The organism is Rhodococcus sp. IEGM 1305 (assembly GCF_030058635.1).
GTDB classification, from domain to species: Bacteria; Actinomycetota; Actinomycetes; order Mycobacteriales; family Mycobacteriaceae; genus Rhodococcus_F; species Rhodococcus_F opacus_D.
On sequence record NZ_JASHKX010000002.1, the window covers coordinates 1 to 24,764 of the forward strand.

Sequence of the window (24,764 nt, forward strand, 5' to 3'; positions counted from 1 at the left end):
CAGGCCGGCCCCGGGTGGGCCGGTCGGCGTAACCACGCGCTGACTTCTTCCACCCCAGAGCCGGATTACAGACCGGCTCGCGGGAATCTCCACAGTCTTCGAGGGCCGGCCTGAGAACAGGAACCCGAACCCATGACTGTCACTCTCGACACCACTACCAGCAGTGATCGGCTGGACGACCAGCGCACCGCCAGCATCAGTCCGCTGGTGGCCCCGTCGGTCGTGCGCCGCGAATACGCCCCCGACGACGTCGCGTCCGCGGCCGTCCGCTCCGGCCGCGCCGACACGGTGAACGTGCTGAACGGCGACGATGATCGACTGCTCGTCGTGGTGGGCCCGTGCTCGGTGCACGATCCGGACGCCGCCATGGACTACGCCCGCCGGCTCGCCGCGAAGGCCGAGGAATTGCGCGACGACCTGCACATCGTCATGCGGGTCTACTTCGAGAAGCCGCGCACCACGCTCGGCTGGAAGGGTCTGCTGAACGACCCGCACCTGGACGGCACGTTCGACATCGACACCGGGATCCGCATGGGCCGCAAGCTGCTGCTCGACGTGTCCTCGCTCGGCCTGCCGGTCGGCTGCGAGTTCCTCGACCCGATCATGCCGCAGTACATCGCGGACCTCGTCACGTACGGCGCGATCGGTGCCCGCACCGCCGCCAGCCAGGTGCACCGCCAGCTGTGCAGCGCGCTGTCGATGCCCGTCGGGATCAAGAACTCGACGGAGGGCGACGTGCAGGTGGCGGTCGACGGCACCCGCGCCGCCGCGGCGAGCCACGTGTTCCCCGGCACCGACCTCGACGGGCAGGCCGCGCTGATCCGCACGGTCGGCAACCCCGACTGCCACGTCATCCTCCGCGGCGGCAGCGACGGACCGAACTACGACGCGGAGACGGTGGCGGACACGCTCGCCCGGCTGCGCAAGGGCGGTCTGCCGGAGCGGGTCGTCATCGACGCCAGCCACGGCAACAGCAGCAAGAACCACGAAAAGCAGGTCGACGTGCTGAACGACATTGCGGCCCGGCTCGAGGAGGGCGAGAAGGGGATCGTCGGTGTGATGGTGGAGAGCTTCATCGAAGCCGGTCGTCAGGACCTCACCCTCGGGAAGGCCGAGGACCTCACGTACGGCCAGTCCATCACCGACGCGTGCATCGACTGGAACACGACGGCGGCGCAGCTGGACCGTCTCGCGCAGGCAGTGGCCGCACGTCGGAAGTGATCACCGCACGCCTCTCGTGCGGAACTGCACGCTGATCCGCGGTCCGAGCGGGCGGGTGCTCTTCGGTACGCAATGCTCCCAGGTGCGCTGGCAGGAACCACCCATCACCAGCAGGTCACCGTGGCCGAGCGAGTACCGGATCGAGTGCCCGCCGCCGCGCGGACGCAGCAGCAGCGGACGCGCGGCGCCGAGCGAGAGGATCGCGACCATGGTGTCTTCGGTGCGGCTCCGGCCGGTGTCGTCGCCGTGCCAGGCGACGCTGTCGGAGCCGTCGCGGTAGAAGCAGAGTCCGGAGGTGGCGAACTTCTCGCCCAATTCGGGTAGGTAGTGCCTGCTCAGGGCGTCGCGTGCCGCGACCAGCAGCGGGTCGGGGAGCGGCTCACTCTCCGGGTAGAACCGGACGAGGCGCGGGACGTCGACCACCCGGTCGTACATCTGGCGCCGCTCCGCCTTCCACGGCACCGTCTCCGCGAGCGTGGTGAACAGCTCGTCGGAACCGGTCAGCCACCCCGGCCGCACGTCGACCCACGCTCCCGCCGTGAGCGTGCGACGCTGCACCGTCGACCCGAGCGCGCCCAGCTCGACACCGAACGACGCGTCGTCGAACAGTGAAGCCTGGAGCGCATACCGCGCATCCGCGGAAGTCATGCCGCCATGCTACCCGATGTTCGAACGTATGTTCACATTGTTCGTGAGGCAGCAGTAGCCGCTCAGACGCACCCCTTCTTGGTTCGCGCACTACTTTTCGGGCCCTGGTAGGGGTGCGGCTGCGAAGAAGTGGTGCGTCTGCACGGAAGCCCGGGGAACGGCGGCGGTTGTTACCGCGGCACCGCCGGCTCGCGGTCGTCGCCGGTGTCGACGGTCGTCTTCTGCCTGCTCGGCCACCAGAAGGCGCGACGTTCGAGTGCCGACAGGCTCGGTACCAGCATCGGGGCCATCGCGAAGGCGGCGATGGCGACGCCGATCGCGACGCCGAAGCCGAGTTCGGCGAGGTTGGCCAGTCCGGTGAGGGTGAGGGAAGCGAAGGTCAGTGCCAGGATCAGACCGGCGGCGGCGACGGTGGGGGCGTCGTTGGAGACGGCGATCCGCGCGGACTCACGCGGGGTGTACCCGTTGCGGAATTCCTCGCGCAGTCGCGAGGCCAGCAGGATGTTGTAGTCGGTGCCGATAGCGACGACGAACAGGTAGAGCACGATCGGAATCGAGAAGTCGATCCCGTCGTAGCCGAGGCCGTGCAGGAACAGGAACACCACGGCGCCGAGGGTGGCGACGAACGTGAGTGCCACGCACACCAGCAGGTTGAGCGGGGCCAGCACGGCGAGCAGCAGCAGGGCGAGAATCAGCGCGATCGCGACTGCGGCGACGGGGAACACGAGGCGCGTATCCGCCGCGAGTTGCGCGCGGACGTCGACGAACGTGGACGTCTGCCCTCCCACAACGACTTCCGAACCGGGGACCGCGCCGTGGGCGGCGTCGCGGATCGGTCCCTCGACGAGGTCGAGGGACGCGTTCGAGTACGGGTCGTCGGCGAGTACGACGTTGACGAGCGCGGCGCGACCGTCCTGACTGGGTCGCGGCGGGGCGACCGAGGACACGCCCGGCACCTGTGTCAGAGCGGTGACGAGCGGGGTCAGCGACGCGGGATCGAGCGGCCCGGGAGCCACGACGTACACCTGGGTCGGGCTCAGCGCACCCGCGGGGAAGGATTGATCGAGGGTGTCGAAGGCCTGCTGTGACGGCGTGTCGGAGGGCAGTTCCCCCAGCGTGTTGTACGTCGACTTGTAGCCGGACGCGAAGGAGGCGAGCGCGATCAACACGACGCCGATCGCGATGGCGAACACGGCTGGGCGGTGCCCGATCGCGGCGCCGATCGACGCGAACGGGGTGTGAGGGCTGTCGTGCCCCGGTCCGAGCGGCCAGAACAGGTGGCGTCCCAGCACGGTGAACACGGCGGGGATGAGCGTCAACGCCGTCACCAGCATGAGGGCCACGGCGACGATGAGTCCCGGCGCGAGCGTGGTGAGCGAGCCGAGTTTCGCCAGCAGCAGGGCGGCGAAAGCGACGATGACCGTGAGCGCCGACGACGCCACGACGCGCCCGACGACGTCGGTGGAGAACACGAGGGCTTCTCGATGCATGTCGGTGGTGGACCCAGCCGCGGCCTGCTGCCGGAGGCGTTCGCGATAGCGGAACAACAGGAAGACGATGTAGTCGGTGCCGACACCGAAGAGGACGACCACGAGGATGGATTGCAGCGACGTGCTGACCTGGAAGTCGAACAGATCGGCGAGCACGGCGGTCAGTCCGGTGACCACCGACAGCACCACGCCGATCACGAGAACCGGCAGGGCGGCGATGACGGGGCTGCGGAAGATCAGGCCGAGCAGGGCGAGGATGACGATCACCGTGGCGATCGTGATGACCTTGTCGGCGTTGTCGTAGGCGGCTGTGGTGTCGACCTGAATGGCCGCGTTCCCGGTCAGCCCGCTCACGAGGCCGGTGCCGTTCAGTTGCTGCTCTGCGTCGCCCCGGATGACCGGCACGGCATCGTTGACCTGGTCGTCGCCGGGTTGTCCGTCGAACACCACCTGCAGTGCGGCAGCCTTCCCGTCGGCGGACAGCGACGCAGGCGACCCTTGCACGCTCACCACTCCTGGGATCGCCGAATTCTGCAGCGAGGTCGCGAGATTCAGTGCCGTCTGCTGGTCGGCGGGTGTCAGCGGGGCGGCGTCTGCACGGACCACCACCAGGCTGCCGGTGGCACCGGACAGGCTCGGGAAGTATTCGTTGCCGACGGCCTGCGCCTCGGAGGACTCGAAAGTGCTGGGCAGGAACGTCTGCTGGTTACCGGTGGTGTAGTCGTCGAGACTCGGTGCGAACAGGATGACGGCTATTGCGGCGACTACCCAGGTCGCGATGACCTGCCACGGGTGTGCGACGACGGTGCGCGCGATGTAGGCAAACATCATTCCCCGTTCCGGGAGATGAAGGTTCGGCCGGCGCCCGGCCGGGCGGTCGAACCGTGCCAAGCCATCGTCGCATGCAGGGCGGCGCGAAGGCTATGGGTTTCACGGCATCGACCGACCGCGGCCCCGCTCCGACATCAGGGAGCGGGGCCGCGGTACGTCATGGTGCTCGTTACCGCAAGGGGGTGAAATCCCGGCTGCCGAGGTAGTCGGGGCGCGGCGCGGGCGCCGAGAACGGATCCGTCAGGGTGTTCTCGACACTGTTGAACACGATGAAGAGGTTGGACCGCGCGAACGGCGTGATGTTGCCGTTCGACCCGTGCATGCAGTTGGAATCGAACACGGTGGCGGAGCCGGCCGGTCCGGTCATCATGTCGATGCCGTACTCGTTCGCCATCCGGGTGAGCGTCGGCTGATCGGGCGACCCGGTGGGGGGAACGTAGCTGACCAGCGATTCCTTGTAGTAGTCCTCGGGGGTCTCGCCGGCGCAGGAGACGAACGCGCGGTGCGATCCGGGCATGATCATCAGCCCGCCGTTGTGCCCGTAGTTCTCGGTGAGCGCGATCGAGATACTCGCGGCGCGAGGAGTGGGCATGCCGTCCTCGGCGTGCCAGGTCTCGAAGTCGGAGTGCCAGTAGAACGGGCCGCCGGTGAAACCGGGCTTGAAATTGAGTCGCGACTGGTGGACGTAGACGTCCGAACCGAGGATCTGCCGGGCGATACCCACCACCTCGGGGCGGCGGATGATCTCGTCGACGACGTCGCTGAGGCGGTGGACGTCGAACACGGAACGGACGGCGCCGTCGCCGTTCTCCCGTACGACGCGGTCGTCGCCGCGCAGCGTGTCGGTCTCGGCGAGGCGGGTCATCTCGTCGACCAGGTTGAACACGTCGCGTGGTGGGATGATCGACTCGGCGGAGTGATACCCGCGTGCGTCGTAGACGGCAATCTGATTCGCGGTGAGCGGACCGGAGCGGGTATCACCCCGTTTCCCGTCCGACCAGGTGACCGGGTCCTGGCGGACGGTCATCGTGCACTCGTTGCGGTCCCTCGTGGGGTAGTTGTCGGCTACGGCCGTACGCATAACTCGTGTTTCACCCTTTCGGATTGGACAACGCTTTACTCTTCCGACGTTCCCACTGGTCGTCGACGAATGCAACCCGGACACAGGTCCACCGAGGCCGTACTGGACCGCGACGGCGCGGCGCCGCGGTGGGATCGTCACGGGCATGATCGATTCGGCGGCGGTACTCGGAGTGGCGGCGATCGCCCTCGGCATGGTTCTCACACCGGGACCCAACATGGTGTATCTGGTCTCGCGCAGCATCACTCAGGGCCGGGCGGCGGGACTGGTCTCGCTGGCCGGTGTCGCTCTCGGATTCCTGTGCTATCTGGCTGCTGCGACACTGGGCATTTCGGCGGTGTTCTCCGCCGTCCCGCAGGCCTACACCGCGCTGAAGCTGGCGGGCGCGTGCTATCTGGGCTGGCTGGCCTGGAAGGCGTTGCGGCCCGGCGGGCACACGCCGTTCGCTCCGTCCCGGGCGCTGCCCCGGGATTCGTCCGCCCGGCTGTTCCTGATGGGACTCACGACCAACCTGCTCAATCCGAAGATCGCGGTGATGTACCTGGCGCTGATCCCGCAGTTCGTCCACCCCGGCGCCGGGCCCGTGTGGTTGCAGAGCCTGCTGCTGGGCAGTGTCCAGATCGTGGTGGCGCTCACCGTGAACGCGTTGATCGTCTGCGTCGCAGGAACTCTCGCGGCGTTCCTGTCCGGACGCCCGGTGTGGCTGCGTGTGCAGAAGTTCGTGATGGGAAGCGTCCTCGGCGGCCTCGCCGTTCACCTCGCCCTCGACCGGACGCGGCCCGCGACGATCTGAATCGGCAGTGGCCTGAATCATGCACACCTGAGCATGTTTCGCGGGTACCGTCGGAAGCGATGACGACGAAGGGGCGAGAGATGACCGGGACCATGCGGGCGCAGCGATTCCATGCGGACACGAAAACAATTGCTGTGGAGGATGTTCCGATCCCGAAGCCCGGTCCCGGTGAAGTGCTCGTCAAAGTGGAGTTCTGCGGCATCTGCCATTCCGACCTGAGTCTGATCGACGGCACGTTCCCCGCGCTGCTGCCCGAGGTGACCCAGGGGCACGAAGCGTCGGGCACCATTGCGAAACTCGGTGCCGGAGTATCCGGCTGGTCCGAGGGAGACCGCGTCGTGCCGTCCGCGGGCAGGCCCTGCTTCGGGTGCCGAAACTGCCGCCGCGGGGACCTCACGAACTGCCTGAACATCCAGCTCATGGCGTTCGCCTACGACGGCGCGTGGGCCGAGTACACGGTGGCGCAGGCCGGGGGCCTGACCCGTATCCCGGACAACGTTCCTTTCGAACAGGCGGCCATCCTCGCCGACGCGGTGTCGACGCCGTTCGGCGCGGTCGTGCGCACCGGCAAGGTGGTGGTCGGGGAGACCGTCGGGGTGTGGGGTGTGGGCGGAGTCGGCACCCACATCGTGCAGCTGGCACGTCTGGTCGGCGCTGTCCCGGTGATCGCGTTCGACATCAATCCCGCTGTGCGGGAACGTGCCCTGGAGCTCGGGGCCGATTACGCGTTCGACTCCCGGGACGAGAACCTGAAGGAGAAGGTCGCCGAGGCGACGGGCGGCCGGATGCTCGACGTCGCGTTCGACGCGGCCGGACTGAAAGTGACATTCGAGCAGGCACTCGACTGCCTGACGGTGGGTGGCCGACTCGTCGCGGTCGGGCTGAGCGCGCAGGAGGCATCGGTGGGAACGACCGCACAGTTCGGGCTGTCCCAGAAGCAGGTGCTCGGCCACCTCGGCTACAAGAACGTGGACATCGAAACCCTCGCCGAACTGGTGTCCCGTGGCCGGCTCGACCTGTCGCGGTCGATCAGCGAGATCGTCCCGCTCGAGGACGTCGCGAAGGGCATCGAGAAACTCGCGAACCACGAGGGTGATCCCATCCGGATCCTCGTCAAACCCTGAGACCGGCAGGTGCCGGGATTCGGCTGGCCGGGACCTGTCGGTGCCCCGCTGTACCGTCGGGCCATGGGATATGAATTTCAAGTCACAGTGGACTCGGAGAACCCGCATACCCTGGCCAAATGGTGGGCGCAGGCGCTCGGCTGGGAGGTGGAGCCGAGCAACGAGGAGTTCATCCGCGGGCTCGTCGAGGCCGGCCACGCGCAGGAGTCCGACACCATGGAGTTCGAGGGTGTCCTCGTCTGGCGGGAGGGTCAGGCGATCCGCGATCCGGAGCACCCGGAGCGCCCGCGTGTGCTGTTCCAGCTGGTTCCCGAACGGAAGACGGTGAAGAACCGGCTCCACCTGGACATCAGGGTCGGGGACGCCCGTTACGAGGTGGCCGAGAAGCTGGAGCAGTCCGGCGCCACCGTGCTCCACCGCGGCCGGCAGGGGCCGAGCGAGTGGGTCACGATGGCAGACCCCGAGGGCAACGAGTTCTGCGTCAGCTGACGCGCTGTCACGCTCCGCGGTAGGAACTCGGGGTGCTGCCGGTCCAGCGTTTGAAGGCGCGACGGAACGCACTGGGCTCGGAGAAGCCGAGCCGCGCCGACAGGTCCTCCACGGTCTCGCCGCGTCGGAGCCCGGCCACGGCGGCGTCGCGGAGCACTTCCTCGCGCAGCTGATTCAACGACGTCCCCTCCTGCCGGAGCAGGCGGCGCAGGTGGGGGACGCTGATCGACAGCATCTCCGCGATGTCCTCGGCCGTCGACGTCCGGCCTTTCATGCCCAGCTCGAGGACCCGGCGCACCTGCGCCGACGCCGTGCTGTCGTAGTCACGCTCCGACATCAGCAGCGTCGGTGACTCTCGGAGGTAGTCCTCGAGCGTCTCCTCGGTCTGGATGATGGGCGCCCGCATGACCGCGTTGTCGAATTCGATTGCGGGAATGTCGGAATCGAAAGTCACGGGGACGCCGAAGATGTGATCGTAGTTCTCGGCGAGCTGCGGCAGCGGCGCCGGATACGGCAGTTCCACCGCCAGCAACCGGACCCTCTTGCCCACGAGCCACGCCGCGAAACGGTGGAGCAGGATCAGCAGGAAATCGGTGGTGACCCGCGTGGCCTCGAGCGACGACTGCACGTCCTCGGTGGACCGTTCGGCCGCGGCCGGGCGGATGTCGATGGTCATCCGGGTTCCGCCGTTGATACCGGGACCGATGTGCAGCGCGGGCAGTGACGGCAGGGCGCGCAGGATGTCGGCCATCCGCTCGAGGGCGGCGGACAGGTCCGCGGTGTGGATCAGGGCGAGGCAGACGAGCCGAAACGTGCCGCGGGGGACCGGGGCCGGGCCAAGCCCGAACAATTCGTCGCCCGTGATCTGCCAGACCGCCTGGGTGAACGCGGTGACCTGGGTCGGCGTCAACCGGGCCAGCGGATCCTCCAGCGACGCCGTCGTGATTCCCGCCGCCGACAGCGCGGGGGAGAGATCGACCCCACTGCGCGCCGACAGTTCGAGCGACCGCCGCACGAAGTCGGCGGGGATGGTGCGGGCAGTCACGATCCGGGCTCCCCGAGGGTCCGGAGCCGCCGCGCCGCCTCCTCGAGCACGTGATCCTGCTTGCAGAACGCGAACCGCACCAGCGGGTTCCACGGCTGCGGATGGTCGGTGAACACACTGACCGGCACCGCGGCCACGCCGATTCGCTCCGGGAGCCTGCGGCAGAAGTCGATGCCGTCGCGTTCACCGATCGCGGTGATGTCGGCGCACAGGTAGTACGTGCCGCCACCCGAATGGACCTCCAGACCGGACGCGACGAGCGCGTCGTACAGCACGTCCCGCTTGGCCTGGAGACTGTCCCGCAGCTCTTTCACCCACTGCTGCTCGTGGCTCAGCGCATGCGCCACCGCGGGCTGGAACGGTCCGCCGCCGACGAACGACATGTACTGCTTCGCGGTCCGGACGGCGTCGATCAGTTCCGCCGGACCGCACGCCCAGCCTATCTTCCAGCCGGTGACGTTGAACGTCTTGGCGGCGCTCGACACCGAGACGGTCCGTTCGTACATTCCCGGCAGAGTGGCCAGGGCGGTGTGCGTCCGGCCGTCGAACACCAGGTGCTCGTACACCTCGTCGCTGAGAACCAGCAGGTCGTGCTCGCACGCCAGCTCCGCGACGGCGGCGATCTCCTCCGGGGTGAACACGGTGCCGGTCGGATTGTGCGGGGTGTTGATCACCAGCATCCGGGTCTTCGGCGTGATCGCGGCCCGCAGAGCGTCGAGGTCGACGACGAACTTCGTGCCGGAGCGGGCGAGCGGCACACTGCGGCGTACCGCCCCCGCCAGCGCGACAGACGCCGCGTAGGAGTCGTAGTACGGCTCGATCAGCACCACTTCCTCACCCGGTTCGACCAGCCCCAGAATGGCGGCGCTGATGGCCTCGGTGGCGCCGACGGTGACGAGCACCTCCGAGTCGGGGTCGTGGTCGAGCCCGTACCGGGCCAGGCGGTCGGCCGCGACCGCCTGGCGGAGCACGGGCATGCCGGGGCCGGGCGGGTACTGGTTGAGCCCGTCCGCGATGGCTCGGCGCGCGGCGTCGAGCATGGACGCGGGACCGTCGGTGTCGGGGAAACCCTGACCGAGGTTGATGGCGTCGTGGCGCACGGCGAGCGCGGTCATCTCGGCAAAGATGGTGGACGCGAACGGCTGCAAGCGCTGGACGGTGCGGTTGCGCGGCGTTGCGGGCATTACTGCAGCGTAGTCGGTGTGACGGCGAGGGTTGCACACGGCCGCGTCACGTTCTGCAGGGCTGTCTCGTCTTCTCTGTAGACGGCGCGCGAAGGGCGCCCGGTGACGATGGAGGACGCAATGCCCCGCATTCCCGCAGTGGCCCCGGCGGACGCGAGCCCGCTGGTGAAGGTCGCCTACAAATATGCTGCCCACAAGTTCGACGAGGTACCCGAACCGTTCACCGTGCTCGCCCATCACCGCAAGCTGTTCGTCGCGTCGGCCCGGCACGAGCTGGCGGTGCAGAAGGCGTCGACCGTGCTTCCCGCGAACGTGCGGGAGATCGCCGTCTACCGCGTGGCGTGGACGATCGGCTGCTCGTGGTGCGTGGACTTCGGCACGATGCTGCAACGCCTCGACGGCCTGGACGTGGAGCGGCTCCAGCACATCGCCGACTACGCCGACTCGCCCGCGTACAGCGAGGACGAGCGCGCGGCCATCGCATACGCCGACGCGATGACGGCGACGCCCACCACGGTCACCGACGAACAGGTGGCGGACCTCGAGCGCCGGTTCGGCCGGGCCGGTGTCGTCGAACTGTCCTACCAGATCGGCATCGAGAACATGCGCGCCCGGATGTACTCGGCGCTGGGCATCACGGAACAGGGTTTCGGCACCGATTCGTGCCGGGTGCCGTGGGCCGACGATGCGGCGGTCACGAAGAATGGTCCGGCAGCCTGATCCCGCCGAACTTCTCCGGATTGGCGATGTCGTACGCCGCGTAGACGAGTCCGTCCCGGACGGTGAACCCACCCACTCGCGGCGGCGAGCTGCGGTGGGCATCGTCGCCGGTGAGTGCGGCACTGAAGAAGCCCAGCTGGCCGTTGACCAGGACCGGCTGCATGACGGTGAACACCGCCGGCCCGTACCGCTTGATGAGGCCGAGGAAGAAGCGGGCGAACTTGTCCGCGCCGTGGATGACGTTGACGGCGGTGCTCGTGGTGCCGTTGGCGTCGCCGATGACGAGGGCGTCCGGGTGCAGCGCCGCGATCACCGCGTCGAGGTCGCCGGCGGCGAGTGCTTCGAGCAGTCGCTGCACGGCGACGGCATGCTCGTCGTCGGGAACGGCGGGTGTGGTTGCGGCAGCGGCCTTGCGGGCCCGCGACGCGAGCTGACGCGCCGCGGGCGTCTCGATGCCGAGAATCCCGGCAACCTCGTCGAACGGGACCCCGAAACCGTCGTGCAGCACGAACGCGACCCGTTGTGCAGGGGTGAGCGTGTCGAGCACGATCAGCGCGGCGAGGCGGTTGTCCTCGTCCCGGACGACCGCTTCCAGCGGGTCCGGCTCGGCCGACGGCGACAGTCCGGTGACGATGGGTTCCGGAAGCCATTGGCCGACATACTGTTCCCTCCGCACCGCCGCCGACCGCAACCGGTCGAGGCAGATCCGCCCGACCACCGTCGTGAGCCACGGCCGGAGGTCGCGGATGTTCTCGGCGTCCGCGTCGTCGAGTCGTAGCCAGGACTCCTGCACGGCGTCCTCCGCGTCGCTGACGCTTCCCGTCAGCCGGTACGCTACGGAGAGCAGATGCGGCCGGTGGGACTCGAATTCGTCTACCAGCGTGGCAGTGGGCATGCCGATATCCTACGTGCGGTCCAGACATAAAATCCGTCGTGTGCGTAACCGTTGACCCTGGTGGTGGGTCCGGACGTATGGTGTGGCGACCACACCACCTCCAGGGAGTCTGCCATGTTCCAGTGTTTCGGCTGTCGTAGCTGACCTGGCTTTTTCGCACCCCTTTTTCTTCTGCACGTCCTGCTCACCCGTCCGGCGACCGCCGGGCGGAGTTCGGGAGTGCGCTCGCACGACCCGCCGCTTCGTCGTGCGCGGGCAACACACACTAGGAAGACCTTCGATGATTCGTCCACGTTTCGCGCGGACTCTGGCCGCAGCGGCCGCCCTTCTCACATTCACCAGCCTTGCTGTCGCGTGCTCCAGTTCGGAGACGACCACGACAGCCGACGGGAAGACGGTACTTCGCTACGAGGGGACCACGGGACAGGTCTCGTTCCCGGAGCTCGCGGCCGACCTGGGCTACTACCAGAAGGTCGAACTGAACTGGATCGGCGACACCACGAGTGGGCCGCAGAGCATTCAGAATGCCGCCACCGGGCAGACCGACTTCGGTGGCGCGTTCAACGGTGCGGTGCTGAAGCTGGCCGCGGCCGACTCGCCGATCACGTCCGTCATCGGCTACTACGGCTCCGACAAGGAGACGTTCAACGGGTACTACGTGCTCGACGGAAGCCCGATCACGTCGGCACGTGACCTGATCGGCAAGAAGGTCGGCATGAACACGCTCGGCGCACACCACGAGTTCCTCGTGCGTGAGTGGCTGGCGCGGGAGGGGCTGACCCCGGACGAGATCAAGCAGGTCGAGCTGACCGTGGTGCCGCCGGTGAACACCGAACAGGCGCTGCGGCAGGGTCAGATCGACGTCGGCACGCTCGGGAGCGTGTTCCGCGACAAGGCAGTCGAACGCGGCGGCATCCGCCCGCTGTTCACCGACGAGTCCATCTTCGGTTCCTTCACCTACGGATCGCTGCTGTTCCGCAATGACTTCATCGCGAAGAACAAGGACGCCGTCGCTGACTTCGTGCAGGGCACGGCCCGCGCGATCCGCTGGACCCAGACGACTCCGCGCGACGACGTGATCGCGAAGTACAAGGACATCATCACCAAGCGGGGCCGCAACGAGACCACCGACCTCGTGGACTACTGGAAGTCGCCGGGTGTGGCGGGTCCCGGTGGCGTGATCACCGACAAGGAGATCGAGACCTGGATCGACTGGCTCGTCCGCAACGGGGAACTCGAGGACGGCAAGCTCACGCCCGCCGACGTCTACACCAACGAGTACAACCCGTACGCCAACGGCACGTACCCCGCCGACAGCGGCCCTGACGGACAAGCGCTGGCCGCCAAGTGAACTCCACCCCAGGTCCCCACGAGAAGAAAGTGATGTCGATGTCCCACTCCCGGTTCCGGCGAGGCGCCGTGCGCGCCCTCGCGGCGACCGCAGCACTGTTCACGTTGGCCTCGGGAGTGGCGGGGTGCGCCGGCTCGTCGGATACTGCCACCACCGAGGACGGGAAGACGGTCCTGCGCTACCAGGGGTGGGCCGGGGACGTGGGATTCCACGAACTCGCCGAGGACCTGGGGTATTACGACAAGATCAAGCTCGAATGGGTCGGCGACACCACCAGCGGCCCGCAGGACATCCAGTCGGCGGCCACCGGCGACATCGAGTTCGGCTCGGCATTCAACGGAGCCGTCGTCAAGCTCAATGCCGCGGGGGCACCGATCACGTCGGTGCTGAGTTCCTACGGTGCGGACGCCGGTGAGTACACGGGATACTTCGTGCTGGACGGCAGCCCCATCCGCTCGGCGCGCGACCTGATCGGCAAGAAGGTCGGGATGAACACGCTCGGTGCGCACCACGAGTTCCTGGTCCGGGAGTGGCTGGCCCAGCAGGGGTTGACCCAGGACGAGATCAAGCAGGTGGAGCTGACCGTCGTCCCGCCGGTGAACAACGAAACGGCCCTGCGCGAAGGTCAGATCGACGTGGCTGCCATCAACGACATCTTCCGCGAAACAGCCCAGGAGCGTGGGGGCATCCGGCCGCTGTTCACGGACCGGGATCTGTTCGGCGCCTTCAGCTACGGCACCTACGTAGTGCGCGACGACTTCCTGGCGAAGAACAAGGACGCCGTCGCGGACTTCGTGCAGGGCACGGCCCGGGCCATCCGATGGACCCAGGTCACTCCGCGTGAGGAGGTCGTCGCACGGTTCAAGAGCATCATCGACAAGCGTGGCCGCAACGAGAGCGACGAGGCCATCGGCTACTGGCGCAGCTCCGGGATTCCCGTCGCCGGGGCCGTGATCCAGGAGAAGGAGCTGCAGACCTGGGTCGATTGGCTCGTCCGCAACGGTGAGCTCGACGAGGGCAAGTTGACCGCAACCGACCTCTACACCAACGAATTCAACCCGTACGCCAACGGCACGTTCCAGCCCGAGAGCGGGCCCGACGGAGAAGTACTGGAAGGACAGAAATGAGCACCACCGCCTCGAACCCCGATCGGGTTCAGACGCCCAAGCTCCGCCTCGAGCACGTCACCAAGCAGTTCGACGTGCGCGGGTCCAAGGACAAGTTCACCGCGATCGAGGACATCGACATCGATCTCGCGGACGGCGAATTCCTCGTCCTCGTCGGTCCGAGTGGTTGCGGAAAGTCCACGCTGCTCGACCTGCTCGGCGGGCTCAGCACCCCCACGTCGGGTCGGATCCTGCTCGACGGGCAGCCGGTGACCGGGCCCGGTCTCGACCGCGGAATCGTCTTCCAGCAGTACGCACTCCTGCCGTGGCGGACGGCCCGGCACAACATCGAGTTCGGGCTCGAGGCCAAGGGACTGCCCAAGAAGGAACGGCGCGAACTCGCCGAGCACTACCTCGAGCTCGTCGGTCTGAAGGGCTTCGGCGACCGGTACCCGCACGAGCTGTCGGGCGGCATGAAGCAGCGTGTCGCGATCGCCCGCAGCCTCGCGTTCGATCCCGAGGTGCTGCTGATGGACGAGCCGTTCGCGGCGCTCGACGCGCAGACCCGTGAGTCGCTGCAGGACGAACTGCTGCGCATCTGGAAGGCCACCGGCAAGACCATCCTGTTCATCACGCACGGCATCGACGAGGCCATCTACCTCGGGCAGCGGGTCGCGGTCCTGACGTCGCGGCCCGGCCGGGTGAAGACGTTCGTGGACATCGACATCGACCGCAGCGGCGAGGACGTCCGGTCCAACGAGCAGTTCCGGCACTACCGCCACCGCATCTGGACGCTGCTGCACGGCGAAGTGGAGCGTGCACAGGTAATCGAGAAGGAGGAAGCACATGTCTAGCGCACTCGCGTCACCGGAAGCTCCCGTTGCAATCGATCGGCCCGGGACGTCGGCTCCGTCGCCCGCTTCCACCCCACCGCAGCCGGGTGCCGTCCAGCGTGCCGGCGCGGCACTGCGTCCGATCGCCTGGCGGATCCTCAAGCCGTCCGTCGCGATCGTCGCCTTCCTGGCGCTGTGGGAGATCGCTCCGCGGGTCGGTCTCGTCGACGAGGTGTTCTTGCCCCCGTTCACCACGGTGGTCGAGGCGTTCTTCGACCTGGTGCAGAGCGGTGAGCTGTGGCAGCACGTGTCCGCCAGCCTCTCCCGCGCCCTGATCGGATTCTTCGTGGCGGTCGTGATCGCGATCCCGCTGGGCATCGCGATCGCCTGGTACCGCCCGGTGTCGGACTTCCTGAACCCGATCCTGGAGCTGTTCCGCAACACGGCGGCGCTGGCGTTGCTCCCGGTCTTCATCCTGATCCTCGGCATCGGTGAGGAGTCCAAGATCGCCCTGGTGATCTACGCGTGCACCTTCCCGATCCTGCTGAACACGATCTCCGGTGTGCGCACCGTCGACCCGTTGCTGATCAAGTCGGCGTCGTCGCTGGGACTGTCGCCCGTGCGCCTGTTCCAGAAGGTCGTGCTTCCCGCCGCCGTTCCCACCATCTTCACCGGCATCCGCATGGCGGCGGCGTCGTCGATCCTCGTGCTGATCGCCGCCGAGATGGTTGGGGCCAAGGCCGGCCTCGGTTACCTGATCACGGCCTCCCAGTTCAACTTCCAGATCCCCAACATGTATGCGGGCATCGTCGCCATCTCGGTTCTCGGGCTGACGCTCAACGCCGTTCTCGTACTGATCGAACGCAGGCTGTCCCGCTGGCGGGTCTAGTCACTTACCGGAAAAGAAACTCCACATGTCACAGGATTCCCAGTTCCACCTCAACGCCTTTCTCATGGGTGTGGGACATCACGAGGCGGCGTGGCGCCATCCCCGCACCGAGGCGCACCGCGTTCTGGACGTCGCACACTTCCAGGAACTCGGCCGGATCGCGGAGCGGGGCAAGCTCGATTCGGTGTTCTTCGCGGACGGTCTCGCCGTCGGACCGCGGATCAAGCACAACACCCAGGCGATCTTCGAGCCCGTCACGTTGCTGTCGGCGATCGCCGTCGCCACCGAACACGTGGGACTGATTGCCACCGCGTCCACGAGTTACTCCGACCCGTACAACCTGGCGCGCAAGTTCACGTCGCTCGACCACATCAGCGGCGGCCGGGCGGGGTGGAACATCGTGACCTCGGCCGGTGCGGACGAGGCTGCGAACTTCGGCGTCGACGGCATCCCCGCACACAGCGGACGGTACGAGCGCGCAGAGGAATTCGTCGACGTCACGCTCGCCCTGTGGGACAGCTGGGAGGACGGCGCGGTGGTGCTCGACCCGGAGACCGGCGTGTTCGCCGACCCCGGCAAGGTTCACACCATCGACCACGACGGACCGCGGTTCCGGGTCAAGGGCCCGCTCAACTCGCCGAGGTCCGCCCAGGGGCGGCCGCTGCTGGTGCAGGCCGGCTCGTCCGAGAGCGGCAAGGAGTTCGCCGCGCGGTACGCCGAGGCCGTGTTCACCGCGCAGCGCACCCTGGAACAGGGTCAGGAGTTCTACCGCGACCTCAAGGCGCGTGTCGTCAAGCACGGCCGCAATGCGGGCGACCTGAAGGTGCTGCCCGGCATCGTGCCGTTCATCGCGGACACCGAGGAGGAGGCGAAGGCGCTCGAGCAGTCGTTCACCGACCTGATCTCGCCCGAGTACTCGCTGCGTCAGCTGTCCACGATGCTCGGTGTCGACCTCACCAAGCATTCCCTCGACGCCCCGCTTCCGCCGCTTCCGCCGCTGGACGAGATCCAGGGCAACAAGAGCCGCTACCAGCTGGTGAAGGACCTCGCGGCGGACGGTTCGCTCACCGTCCGGCAGCTGATCGGGCTGCTCGGCGGCGGACGTGGGCACCGCACGTTCGCCGGGACCCCCGAACAGGTCGCCGACGAGCTGCAGACGTGGTTCGAGCAGGGCGCGGCCGACGGTTTCAACATCATGCCGCCCTACCTGCCCGGCGGACTGGACGACTTCGTCGACCGTGTCGTCCCGATCCTGCAGCAGCGCGGACTGTTCCGGACGGAGTACACCGCGACCACCCTGCGCGGTCACTACGGTCTCACGGACGTCGGTAACCGGTTCGCGGGCGCGGTCGACGAAGCGAGCGCATGAGCGGCGAGACCGGTCTGAAACCTCTCGTCACCACCGTCTTCGTTCCCGCCGCGATCTTCGGCATCGGCCAGGGGGCCGCCGCCCCGGTCATGGCACTGACGGCCCGCGAACTGGGTGCGTCCGTGGCCGTGTCCGGGCTGATCGTCGCGGTCGTCGGGCTCGGCGCCGTCCTGGGCGACCTGCCCGCAGGCCGGATCGTCGCCAGGTTCGGGGAGCGGCGGTCCATCATCGGCGGCAGTACCGTCGGCGCCGCCGGAGTGCTGGTCTGTCTGCTCGCGCAGACACCCTGGATGCTGGGTGTGGGGGCACTGCTGACCGGGCTCGCCAACGCCGTGTGGGGGCTGGCCCGCCAGAGCTACCTGGCCGACGCCGTGCCGATCGGGCTGCGGGCCCGGGCGATGTCGTCGTTCGCGGCGATGTGGCGGCTCGGCTTCTTCGTGGGACCGCTGCTCGGCGCCGCCGTGATCCTGGTGGTCGGCGCCCGGGGCGGATTCATGGTGCAGTTCGTCGGCGTCGTCCTGTCCGGGTGGCTGATGTCGAGGGTCCCCGACCCGCCGCGGCGCCACGCAGGCACCGCCGGTACCCACGCGACGCTGCCGTCGATTCTGCGCCGGCACCGGAAGCTGCTGGCCACGCTCGGCGCCGGGTCGCTCCTGATGGGTGCGGCCCGCGCCTCGCGGGAGGCGGTGCTGCCGCTGTGGGCTGCCCATCTCGGACTCGACGCCGCCCAGGTCAGTCTCGTCTTCGGGGTCGGAGCGGCCGTCGATCTGCTGTGCTCGTATCCGGCCGGACACTTCATGGACCGGTACGGTCGCCGGTTCATCGCGGTGCCGTCGCTTCTGGTGATCGGGGTGTCCTACCTGGCGTTGCCGTTCTCGCACGATCTCCTGTCGATCGGGGTCGTCGCCGTCGTGATGGGCATCGGCAACGGGCTCGGCAACGGTGTGATCATGACGCTCGGCGCCGACATCGCCCCACCGGCGACCCGCGCCGAATTCCTCGCCGCCTGGCGGCTCACCCACGACACCGGCATGTTCGCCGGACCCTTCGGCGTCGGCGCGCTCGCCGCGGTCGTCCCGCTCGGGGCCGCCGTCGCCGCGATCGGGGGAGCGGCGCTGGTCGGCGCCGGCCTCCTGTTCCGGTTCATCCCGGTCTATTCCCCGTGGCCACCGCCGACCCCGCCGGAGCCCGATTCCTTACCGCTCGAAAAACAGGAAGCATAGGTACATTCGTTTCATGCGCTTCGGATTGTTCGTTCCTCAAGGTTGGCGTCTGGATCTCGTCGGAATCGATCCCGCGGATCAGTGGTCGGTGATGCGCGACTTCGCGTTGCGCGCCGATCAGGGTTCGTCCTGGGATTCCCTGTGGGTCTACGACCACTTCCATACCGTCCCGGCACCGACGGAGGAGGCCACGCACGAGGCGTGGACCCTCATGTCCGCGTTCGCGGCGGTCACCTCGCGGGTGCGTCTCGGCCAGATGTGTACGGCGATGAGCTACCGCAACCCGGCTTACCTCGCGAAGGTCGCCGCCACCACCGACCTCATCTCGGGCGGACGCGTCGAGATGGGTATCGGCGGCGGCTGGTACGAGCACGAGTGGCGGGCATACGGATACGGATTCCCCTCTGCCGGTGTGCGTCTCGGTCGCCTCGACGAGGGCGTGCAGATCATGCGTCAGGCCTGGGCCAACGGCATCGCGACCCTCGAAGGCAAGCACTACCAGGTCGACGGTGCCATCGTCCGCCCACTTCCGTTGCAGGAAGGCGGCATCCCGCTGTGGATCGCCGGTGGCGGCGAGAAGGTGACGTTGAAGATCGCGGCAAAGTACGCGCAGTACACCAACTTCGACGGCACACCCGAGGGCTTCGCGCAGAAGTCCGAGATCCTGCGGAAGCACTGCGACACCGTCGGCACCGACTTCGACGCCATCACCCGCTCGGCCAACTACAACGTCGCGATCGGCACCACCGAGGCGGAGGTCGAGCAGCGGTTGCTCACCCTGAAGGACCGGCTCACCCCCCACGTCGGCGCCGACGCCGCCGAGGGTGCCCTGGGAGCCTTCCGCGGAATGCCCGGTGTGGGAACGCCGGAGCAGATCGTCGAGAAACTGTCGGCGCTGAAGGAGCAGGGCATGTCCTACGGCATCTTCTACTTCCCCGAAGCCGCGTACGACACGTCGGGCATCGAACTGTTCGAGAAGGAAGTGCTGCCCGCGCTGCGTTGATCCATAGGCCGCCTCACCGGGCATAGAGTGGCGGGCATGTTCGTCGTCACCCTCGCCGCCGACACGCTGTGGCTGAGCCCGCCGGTCGTCACCGACGTCGACGAGATCTGCGCGGCATGCAGCGACGCGTCGATCGCCGAGTGGACGACGATGCCCGCGCCGTACGGCCGCTCGGACGCCGAGCAGTTCGTGCGGCAGACGGTGCCGTCCGGCTGGGCCGACCGCAGTCCCACGTGGGCGCTGCGCGAACGCGAGGACGGTCCCGTGCTGGGGATGATCGGTCTGATGGCGCGGGATGTGACGGCGGCGGAGATCGGATACTGGCTGTCGCCGGCGGCACGGTCGCGGGGCCTCATGACGACCGCGGTGAACCTGGTGTGCGATTTCGCGTTTCGGCCGGACGGTATGGGGCTCGAACGCATCGAATGGCGCGCGTTCGTCGGCAATCTCGACTCGGCGGCGGTCGCCCGCCGGGTGGGCTTCCGGTTCGAGGGCGTCCAGCGCGCCGGGCTCGTGCAGCGCGGCGTCCGGCGCGCTTCGTGGGTGGCCGCCCTGCTCGCCGGCGACCCGCGGCAACCGGCCGAAGGCTGGCCCGACTAGTTGCCGATCAGCGCAGGCCCTCCGGAAGGTCGTGCTCGGACACCGCGACTCGCTGCTCGGGGCTGGTCCGGATGTGCTCGGACTCGGGGATCCGGCTCTGCAGGAAATCCCATTCGACCTGATCGATGGCGTCTTCCGCGCGGGAACGCACCGCCGCGTCGCGGGTGCCCCACGCGATCGGCATCGGGCTGACCATCTCCCACGTGGCGGCGTCGTTGCGGGTGCTGCGGTCGTTCAGGAGTGCGACGGACGGCACCCTGTCGCCCACCCTCTGCTTCTGACCGGTCCGGATCGGAACGTTGCGAGTGACGAGGGCGTACGACGCCCGGCCCGCGGAGGGCTTCGCGACGTCGATCAGCGACAGCAGGGTGACCGCGCGGGGATGGACCTCCGAGACGACGGCAGGCACCAGCGGGCTCTTCGCGTACAACTCCTCGATGCTGCCGACCTTCTTCGGCACCCAGAACGCCACCCACACGGACGTCAGTGCGGCGATCGCCACGACGACACCGAGGATGATCGACCAGGGGTGGGCGAGCAGGATCAGACCGGCAGCGGCGGCCGCGAACAGCAGAGCCACCACGATCGCCGACACCTGCAGGCGTCGCATGTCGGCGAACGTCTGGTTGACAGACTTCGCGTAGGGCCGGTCGACGGTGAACTCGAAATGTCGCACGGCCCCAGCTTAGAGGCCCCGGTCCGGTGGCAGGCGGTCACCCGATGGCGGGGCCCAGCAGATCGTCGGCGTCGGTGATCCGGTACGCGTACCCCTGCTCGGCGAGGAAGCGCTGCCGGTGGGCGGCGTACTCGGCGTCGAGCGTGTCGCGTGCCACCACCGAGTAGAAGTGGGCCTGGCCGCCGTCGTGCTTGGGTCGCAGCAGGCGGCCCAGACGCTGAGCCTCCTCCTGGCGAGAACCGAACGTACCCGAAACCTGAACGGCGACAGACGCTTCCGGCAGGTCGATCGAGAAGTTCGCGACCTTGCTGACGACCAGCGTCTGGATCTCGCCCGCCCGGAAACGGTCGAACAGCTCCTCGCGCTCCTTGTTCTTGGTCGACCCCTTGATGACCGGGGCGTTCAACGCCTCACCCAGTTCGTCGAGCTGGTCGAGGTACGCGCCGATGATCAACGTCGGTGCATCGGTGTGCCGTTCCAGGATCGACTTCACCACCGCGATCTTGGTGTGCGCGGTGGAACACAGCTTGTACCGCTCGTCGGGTTCGGCGACCGCGTACGACATCCGTTCGGCGTCCGTCAGCGTCACCCGCACCTCGACGCAGTCGGCGGGCGCGATCCACCCCTGCGCCTCGATGTCCTTCCACGGCGCGTCGTACCGCTTGGGTCCGATCAGCGAGAACACGTCGCCCTCACGGCCGTCCTCGCGCACCAGGGTGGCGGTGAGGCCGAGGCGTCGACGGGACTGCAGGTCGGCGGTCATGCGGAACACCGGGGCGGGCAGGAGGTGCACCTCGTCGTAGATCACGAGACCCCAGTCGCGGGAATCGAAGAGCTCCAGATGCTTGTATTCGCCCTTGGTGCGCCGGGTGATCACCTGGTACGTGGCGATCGTGACCGGACGGATCTCCTTGCGCTCGCCCGAGTACTCGCCGATCTCCTCCTCGGTGAGCGACGTGCGCGCGATCAGCTCACGCTTCCACTGCCGTCCCGCGACCGTGTTCGTCACCAGGATCAACGTGGTGGCCTTCGCCTTGGCCATCGCCGCCGCACCGACCATCGTCTTACCCGCACCACACGGCAGGACGACGACACCGGACCCGCCCGCCCAGAACGAGTCGGCGGCCATCTCCTGATAGTCGCGCAGGTGCCACGTGCCGTCCGCGGACCCGGGGGACGTGCCGTCGAAGTCCAGGTCGATGGCGTGCGCCTCACCGTCCACGTACCCGGCGAGGTCCTCCGCCGGCCAGCCGACCTTGAGCAGCAACTGCTTGAGACGACCGCGCTCGCTCGGGTGAACCACCACCGTGTCGTCGTCGACGCGCGCACCGAGCATCGGGGCGATCTTCTTGTGCCGGGTCACCTCGGTGAGGACCGCGCGGTCCAGGCTGACCAGCGTCAGACCGTGGGCCGGGTTCTTCACCAGCTGCAGGCGCCCGTACCGGGCCATCGTGTCGACGATGTCGACCAGCAGCGGCTGGGGCACCGCGTACCGGGAGAAGTTGACCAGTGCATCGACCACCTGCTCGGCGTCGTGTCCGGCGGCGCGCGCGTTCCACAGGGCCAGCGGGGTGATCCGGTAGGTGTGGACGTGTTCGGGCGCGCGCTCGAGTTCCGCGAACGGCGCGATCGCCTGACGGGCGTCGTTCGCGCGTTCGTGATCGACCTCCAACAGCAGGGTCTTGTCGGATTGGACGATCAACGGTCCGTCGGTCACGGAAGCCTCCTCGAAAATGCGGTGCCGGATGTAGCCAGCCTGTCCATTGTCCTGATCTGAGCGACACCGCGCCACGTCGCGGCCTTCGACGCGGCCCGATACCTGCACATCCGGGGCGGTCGGGGCCTAAATTGAGGGACAGCCGGATGGATCGACCCAGAGACGAGGCTCGCGATGACCCAGCCCCCCGACGACCCCAACCGTCCCGATCCGAACGTCCCCGGCGAACCGCCGAACAACCCGCAGCAACCGTACCCGCAGGGTGGGTCGCAGCAGCCCTACCAGCAGGGTCAGTACCCGCAGCAGCCGTACCCGCAGGGGCGGTACGCGCAGCAACCCGGCCAGTATCCGCCCGGCCAGTACGGGCAGCAGCCCGGCCAGTACCCGCCCGGCCAGTACGGGCAGCCGCCGAAGAAATCGCGGAAGGGGCTGTTCATCACCCTCGGCGTCGTCGCCGTCGTGATCCTCGCCGCTATCGCCGCGTTCGTTGTGTTCACCGTGAAGAGCGCCGACAAGAACGCTCTCGACGTCGGCGACTGCCTCTTCTTCGAGTCCGCGTCGACGACCGCGGCCGACACCTCACACGAGAAGCGGGACTGCTCCGACAGCGAGGCCACGTACGAGGTGGCGCAGAAGAACGACGGCGACGTCCAGTGCGCGGAGGACTACTTCTCGTACACCCTCGTGAGCGAGGACGAGGACGTGCAGACCACGCTCTGCCTCGTTCCGAACATGCTCGAGGACTCCTGCTACCTACTCGAGGACGACGGCCGGATCGTGCCGTCCGACTGCACCGACATGCAGACCGTCAAGGTCGTGAGACGCGCGGACGGCCAGAACGACGAAACCCTGTGCAACGAGTTCGACAACGCATTTCCCATCGCGTTCTCCGAACCCGAGCGCACGTACTGCATCGAGGTCAATCTGGGTGGCTAGCCCCCGCGAGTACTTATTAACCGCCCGTGGTTAACAAGTACTCACAGGGAGTTAAATTCACGGGAATCGAGTCCGTTGAACTGCACGTTCCCCTTCGATAGCGTTCGAGATCAACCGAAATCACTGCGCGCGGGGAAGGTGGGAACGATGGCGCGAACCGAGCCCGACACCCGGCGTGGTGCCGGCCGTTCCGGCGCCAGCGCGGGCACGGTGCTGCGCACCGTCCTCGACCACGGGCCGATCGCGCGCAGCACGATCGCGCGAGTCACCGGACTCTCACCCGCGACGGTGACCACCGCCAGTGCGCAGCTCGTCGAACGCGGTCTGCTGCGGGAACTGCCGGAGATCTCGGGTCCCACCGGTCTGGGACGGCCACACGTCCCGGTGGACCTCGACGACACCCGCTTCGTGGTCTACGGCATCCACCTGGCGATGACCCACGTGACCACCGCGTTGCTCGACCTGCGCGGGCAGGTGCTGGCCCGATCCCGTGATCCGCACTTCGGGCTCGGACCGGCCGAGATCCTGCGGAACGCCGTGACGACCCTCGAGGGGCTGGCCGCCCGACACGGTGACGTGTCTGTCCCGATCGGCGTCGGATTCGCGGCCGGTGGCTGGATCGACTCGGAATCGGGTGTGGTGCGTGAGCATCCGATCCCCGGGTGGAACGGGTACCCGGTCCGGGCGGATCTCGAGCACCGCACGGGTCTGGACGTGCGGATGGATTCGCACGCGCGCGCCCTCATCGACGCGGAGGTGTTGTTCGGGGAGCCGAGGGCACGGGACAGTGTGGTGCAGCTCTTCGTCGGGAACGTGGTGGACGCCGCGTTCGCGACCGGAGGCGTGGTCCACCACGGACCGCGCGCGGCGGCAGGCGCGGTGGCGCACGTGCCCGTCGAGAACAGCGTCGAGGAGTGCGCCTGCGGGCGTACCGGATGCGTGCAGGCCACCCTGTCGGATCGGGTGCTGGTGCGCAGGGCGATGCAACTCGGCATCATCGAGCGGCCGATTTTCGGCGACCTCCTCGACGCGGGTCGACGTCGGCAGCCGGCGGCTTTGGCACTGTTCGAGGAACGGGCGCACGGCGTGGGGGTGGTGGCTGCCCGGCTGCTCGATCTGTTCAATCCGGAGGTCCTGATCGTCTGCGACCAAGGTGTGAGCCAGATTCCGGGCACTCTCGACACGGTTCGGCGAGCAGTCGGGGAGTCGTCGGCGACATGTGACGACCCGTCACGGTCGGTGCTGTCCACCAGTTTTCCGGGGCGGGCACTGCCGGTATCCGCCGGTTCCGTGATCCTCGCGGAGCTCTACCGGGCGCCTCTCACCAGCTTCGTGCGGCCGTTGGCCGGCATATCGTGACATGTATCACAGGCCCCGAGTTAATTCGGTGGGAAGCAATGTTGACGTCGATTGCGCTGGATCGCAAGGATATTGGTGTGAACACCACCATGGCGGACAGTGTGCGTACATCCTCGTGTCGCTCCGAGTCCTGTTGTCGCCGCACGCGACCGGGTCGCATCTGACGCCTCCCCGCTGACTT

23 protein-coding genes are annotated in these 24,764 nt (G+C 67.9%); 15 read left to right on the plus strand and 8 right to left on the minus strand.

Annotated features, from left to right (window positions below; translation table 11 throughout):
- Positions 1–132 precede the first annotated feature (132 nt).
- On the plus strand, positions 133–1,221 hold the full coding sequence (locus tag QM693_RS03875) for a 3-deoxy-7-phosphoheptulonate synthase (RefSeq protein WP_283351489.1): 1,089 nt from the start codon (positions 133–135) through the stop codon (positions 1,219–1,221).
- Here QM693_RS03875 and QM693_RS03880 read toward each other — a convergent pair whose 3' ends face one another.
- The 3 genes from QM693_RS03880 to thpD all read right to left on the minus strand — a co-directional run bounded on the left by QM693_RS03880 (position 1,222) and on the right by thpD (position 5,271).
- Positions 1,222–1,869, minus strand: coding sequence for an alpha-ketoglutarate-dependent dioxygenase AlkB (locus tag QM693_RS03880; protein WP_283351490.1), 648 nt, complete (start codon positions 1,867–1,869; stop codon positions 1,222–1,224). It abuts the gene before it with no gap.
- Between the two features lie 170 nt (positions 1,870–2,039).
- Positions 2,040–4,190, minus strand: a complete 2,151-nt coding sequence (locus QM693_RS03885) for an MMPL family transporter (protein WP_283351491.1) — start codon at positions 4,188–4,190, stop codon at positions 2,040–2,042.
- Between the two features lie 169 nt (positions 4,191–4,359).
- A complete protein-coding gene (gene thpD, locus QM693_RS03890; protein ID WP_054247095.1) occupies positions 4,360–5,271 on the minus strand; it encodes an ectoine hydroxylase in 912 nt (303 codons plus the stop codon).
- Positions 5,272–5,416: 145 nt separating this feature from the next.
- Here thpD and QM693_RS03895 point away from each other — a divergent pair, with 145 nt between their 5' ends.
- From QM693_RS03895 to QM693_RS03905, 3 genes are all read left to right on the plus strand, one after another.
- Positions 5,417–6,064, plus strand: a complete 648-nt coding sequence (locus tag QM693_RS03895; protein ID WP_283351492.1) for a LysE family translocator — start codon at positions 5,417–5,419, stop codon at positions 6,062–6,064.
- Between the two features lie 80 nt (positions 6,065–6,144).
- Positions 6,145–7,188: a zinc-binding dehydrogenase gene (locus tag QM693_RS03900; RefSeq protein WP_283351799.1), complete on the plus strand. Its 1,044-nt coding sequence runs from the start codon at positions 6,145–6,147 to the stop codon at positions 7,186–7,188.
- 63 nt (positions 7,189–7,251) lie between these two features.
- On the plus strand, positions 7,252–7,677 hold the full coding sequence (locus tag QM693_RS03905; RefSeq protein WP_280778644.1) for a VOC family protein: 426 nt from the start codon (positions 7,252–7,254) through the stop codon (positions 7,675–7,677).
- A gap of 7 nt (positions 7,678–7,684) precedes the next feature.
- On the opposite strand, the gene QM693_RS03910 is transcribed toward QM693_RS03905, so the two are convergent.
- Positions 7,685–8,722 (minus strand): AraC family transcriptional regulator, encoded by a 1,038-nt coding sequence (locus tag QM693_RS03910; protein WP_283351493.1) that lies wholly within the window; start codon positions 8,720–8,722, stop codon positions 7,685–7,687.
- A complete protein-coding gene (locus QM693_RS03915) occupies positions 8,719–9,906 on the minus strand; it encodes a pyridoxal phosphate-dependent aminotransferase (RefSeq protein ID WP_054247104.1) in 1,188 nt (395 codons plus the stop codon). The genes QM693_RS03910 and QM693_RS03915 overlap by 4 nt, the downstream gene beginning before the upstream one ends.
- A gap of 120 nt (positions 9,907–10,026) precedes the next feature.
- On the opposite strand from QM693_RS03915, the gene QM693_RS03920 reads away from it, so the two are divergent.
- Entirely contained in the window at positions 10,027–10,626 is a 600-nt protein-coding gene (locus QM693_RS03920; protein WP_054247119.1) for a carboxymuconolactone decarboxylase family protein, read from the plus strand.
- Here QM693_RS03920 and QM693_RS03925 read toward each other — a convergent pair.
- A complete protein-coding gene (locus tag QM693_RS03925; protein WP_283351494.1) occupies positions 10,601–11,521 on the minus strand; it encodes a sigma-70 family RNA polymerase sigma factor in 921 nt (306 codons plus the stop codon). The genes QM693_RS03920 and QM693_RS03925 overlap by 26 nt on opposite strands.
- A gap of 280 nt (positions 11,522–11,801) precedes the next feature.
- Between QM693_RS03925 and QM693_RS03930 the strand changes: the two genes are divergently transcribed.
- From QM693_RS03930 to QM693_RS03965, 8 genes are read left to right on the plus strand one after another with little or no spacing between them, the layout of a single operon-like run.
- A complete protein-coding gene (locus QM693_RS03930; protein WP_283330716.1) occupies positions 11,802–12,872 on the plus strand; it encodes an ABC transporter substrate-binding protein in 1,071 nt (356 codons plus the stop codon).
- Between the two features lie 38 nt (positions 12,873–12,910).
- The gene (locus tag QM693_RS03935) at positions 12,911–13,999 is read left to right on the plus strand and encodes an ABC transporter substrate-binding protein (RefSeq protein ID WP_280778641.1); all 1,089 of its coding nucleotides are present in this window, start codon (positions 12,911–12,913) and stop codon (positions 13,997–13,999) included.
- On the plus strand, positions 13,996–14,832 hold the full coding sequence (locus QM693_RS03940) for an ABC transporter ATP-binding protein (protein WP_005244194.1): 837 nt from the start codon (positions 13,996–13,998) through the stop codon (positions 14,830–14,832). Before QM693_RS03935 ends, QM693_RS03940 begins: the two co-directional genes overlap by 4 nt.
- Positions 14,825–15,700: an ABC transporter permease gene (locus QM693_RS03945; RefSeq protein ID WP_283330717.1), complete on the plus strand. Its 876-nt coding sequence runs from the start codon at positions 14,825–14,827 to the stop codon at positions 15,698–15,700. Before QM693_RS03940 ends, QM693_RS03945 begins: the two co-directional genes overlap by 8 nt.
- A 25-nt stretch (positions 15,701–15,725) precedes the next feature.
- Positions 15,726–17,069 (plus strand): LLM class flavin-dependent oxidoreductase, encoded by a 1,344-nt coding sequence (locus tag QM693_RS03950; protein ID WP_009477994.1) that lies wholly within the window; start codon positions 15,726–15,728, stop codon positions 17,067–17,069.
- Complete coding sequence (locus QM693_RS03955) at positions 17,066–18,292, plus strand: MFS transporter (protein WP_283330718.1); 1,227 nt, start codon at positions 17,066–17,068, stop codon at positions 18,290–18,292. The genes QM693_RS03950 and QM693_RS03955 overlap by 4 nt, the downstream gene beginning before the upstream one ends.
- Positions 18,293–18,305: 13 nt before the next feature.
- The gene (locus QM693_RS03960) at positions 18,306–19,295 is read left to right on the plus strand and encodes an LLM class F420-dependent oxidoreductase (protein WP_283330719.1); all 990 of its coding nucleotides are present in this window, start codon (positions 18,306–18,308) and stop codon (positions 19,293–19,295) included.
- A 36-nt stretch (positions 19,296–19,331) separates the two neighbouring features.
- On the plus strand, positions 19,332–19,895 hold the full coding sequence (locus QM693_RS03965) for a GNAT family N-acetyltransferase (protein ID WP_283330720.1): 564 nt from the start codon (positions 19,332–19,334) through the stop codon (positions 19,893–19,895).
- Between the two features lie 7 nt (positions 19,896–19,902).
- Here QM693_RS03965 and QM693_RS03970 read toward each other — a convergent pair whose 3' ends face one another.
- Complete coding sequence (locus tag QM693_RS03970) at positions 19,903–20,571, minus strand: DUF3239 domain-containing protein (protein WP_271210701.1); 669 nt, start codon at positions 20,569–20,571, stop codon at positions 19,903–19,905.
- 37 nt (positions 20,572–20,608) lie between these two features.
- Positions 20,609–22,288, minus strand: coding sequence for a DNA repair helicase XPB (locus tag QM693_RS03975; protein ID WP_009477999.1), 1,680 nt, complete (start codon positions 22,286–22,288; stop codon positions 20,609–20,611).
- 174 nt (positions 22,289–22,462) lie between these two features.
- Here QM693_RS03975 and QM693_RS03980 point away from each other — a divergent pair, with 174 nt between their 5' ends.
- Complete coding sequence (locus QM693_RS03980) at positions 22,463–23,224, plus strand: LppU/SCO3897 family protein (RefSeq protein WP_283351495.1); 762 nt, start codon at positions 22,463–22,465, stop codon at positions 23,222–23,224.
- A 147-nt stretch (positions 23,225–23,371) separates the two neighbouring features.
- Positions 23,372–24,583, plus strand: coding sequence for an ROK family transcriptional regulator (locus QM693_RS03985; protein WP_283351496.1), 1,212 nt, complete (start codon positions 23,372–23,374; stop codon positions 24,581–24,583).
- Positions 24,584–24,764 lie beyond the last annotated feature (181 nt).

Coding starts and splice junctions, on each gene's coding strand:
- QM693_RS03875 (WP_283351489.1), top strand. CDS start 133: ATGACTGTCACTCTCGACACCACTACCAGCAGTGATCGGCTGGACGAC.
- QM693_RS03880 (WP_283351490.1), bottom strand. CDS start 1,869: ATGACTTCCGCGGATGCGCGGTATGCGCTCCAGGCTTCACTGTTCGAC.
- QM693_RS03885 (WP_283351491.1), bottom strand. CDS start 4,190: ATGATGTTTGCCTACATCGCGCGCACCGTCGTCGCACACCCGTGGCAG.
- thpD (WP_054247095.1), bottom strand. CDS start 5,271: ATGCGTACGGCCGTAGCCGACAACTACCCCACGAGGGACCGCAACGAG.
- QM693_RS03895 (WP_283351492.1), top strand. CDS start 5,417: ATGATCGATTCGGCGGCGGTACTCGGAGTGGCGGCGATCGCCCTCGGC.
- QM693_RS03900 (WP_283351799.1), top strand. CDS start 6,145: ATGACCGGGACCATGCGGGCGCAGCGATTCCATGCGGACACGAAAACA.
- QM693_RS03905 (WP_280778644.1), top strand. CDS start 7,252: ATGGGATATGAATTTCAAGTCACAGTGGACTCGGAGAACCCGCATACC.
- QM693_RS03915 (WP_054247104.1), bottom strand. CDS start 9,906: ATGCCCGCAACGCCGCGCAACCGCACCGTCCAGCGCTTGCAGCCGTTC.
- QM693_RS03920 (WP_054247119.1), top strand. CDS start 10,027: ATGCCCCGCATTCCCGCAGTGGCCCCGGCGGACGCGAGCCCGCTGGTG.
- QM693_RS03925 (WP_283351494.1), bottom strand. CDS start 11,521: ATGCCCACTGCCACGCTGGTAGACGAATTCGAGTCCCACCGGCCGCAT.
- QM693_RS03930 (WP_283330716.1), top strand. CDS start 11,802: ATGATTCGTCCACGTTTCGCGCGGACTCTGGCCGCAGCGGCCGCCCTT.
- QM693_RS03935 (WP_280778641.1), top strand. CDS start 12,911: ATGTCCCACTCCCGGTTCCGGCGAGGCGCCGTGCGCGCCCTCGCGGCG.
- QM693_RS03940 (WP_005244194.1), top strand. CDS start 13,996: ATGAGCACCACCGCCTCGAACCCCGATCGGGTTCAGACGCCCAAGCTC.
- QM693_RS03945 (WP_283330717.1), top strand. CDS start 14,825: ATGTCTAGCGCACTCGCGTCACCGGAAGCTCCCGTTGCAATCGATCGG.
- QM693_RS03950 (WP_009477994.1), top strand. CDS start 15,726: ATGTCACAGGATTCCCAGTTCCACCTCAACGCCTTTCTCATGGGTGTG.
- QM693_RS03955 (WP_283330718.1), top strand. CDS start 17,066: ATGAGCGGCGAGACCGGTCTGAAACCTCTCGTCACCACCGTCTTCGTT.
- QM693_RS03960 (WP_283330719.1), top strand. CDS start 18,306: ATGCGCTTCGGATTGTTCGTTCCTCAAGGTTGGCGTCTGGATCTCGTC.
- QM693_RS03965 (WP_283330720.1), top strand. CDS start 19,332: ATGTTCGTCGTCACCCTCGCCGCCGACACGCTGTGGCTGAGCCCGCCG.
- QM693_RS03980 (WP_283351495.1), top strand. CDS start 22,463: ATGACCCAGCCCCCCGACGACCCCAACCGTCCCGATCCGAACGTCCCC.
- QM693_RS03985 (WP_283351496.1), top strand. CDS start 23,372: ATGGCGCGAACCGAGCCCGACACCCGGCGTGGTGCCGGCCGTTCCGGC.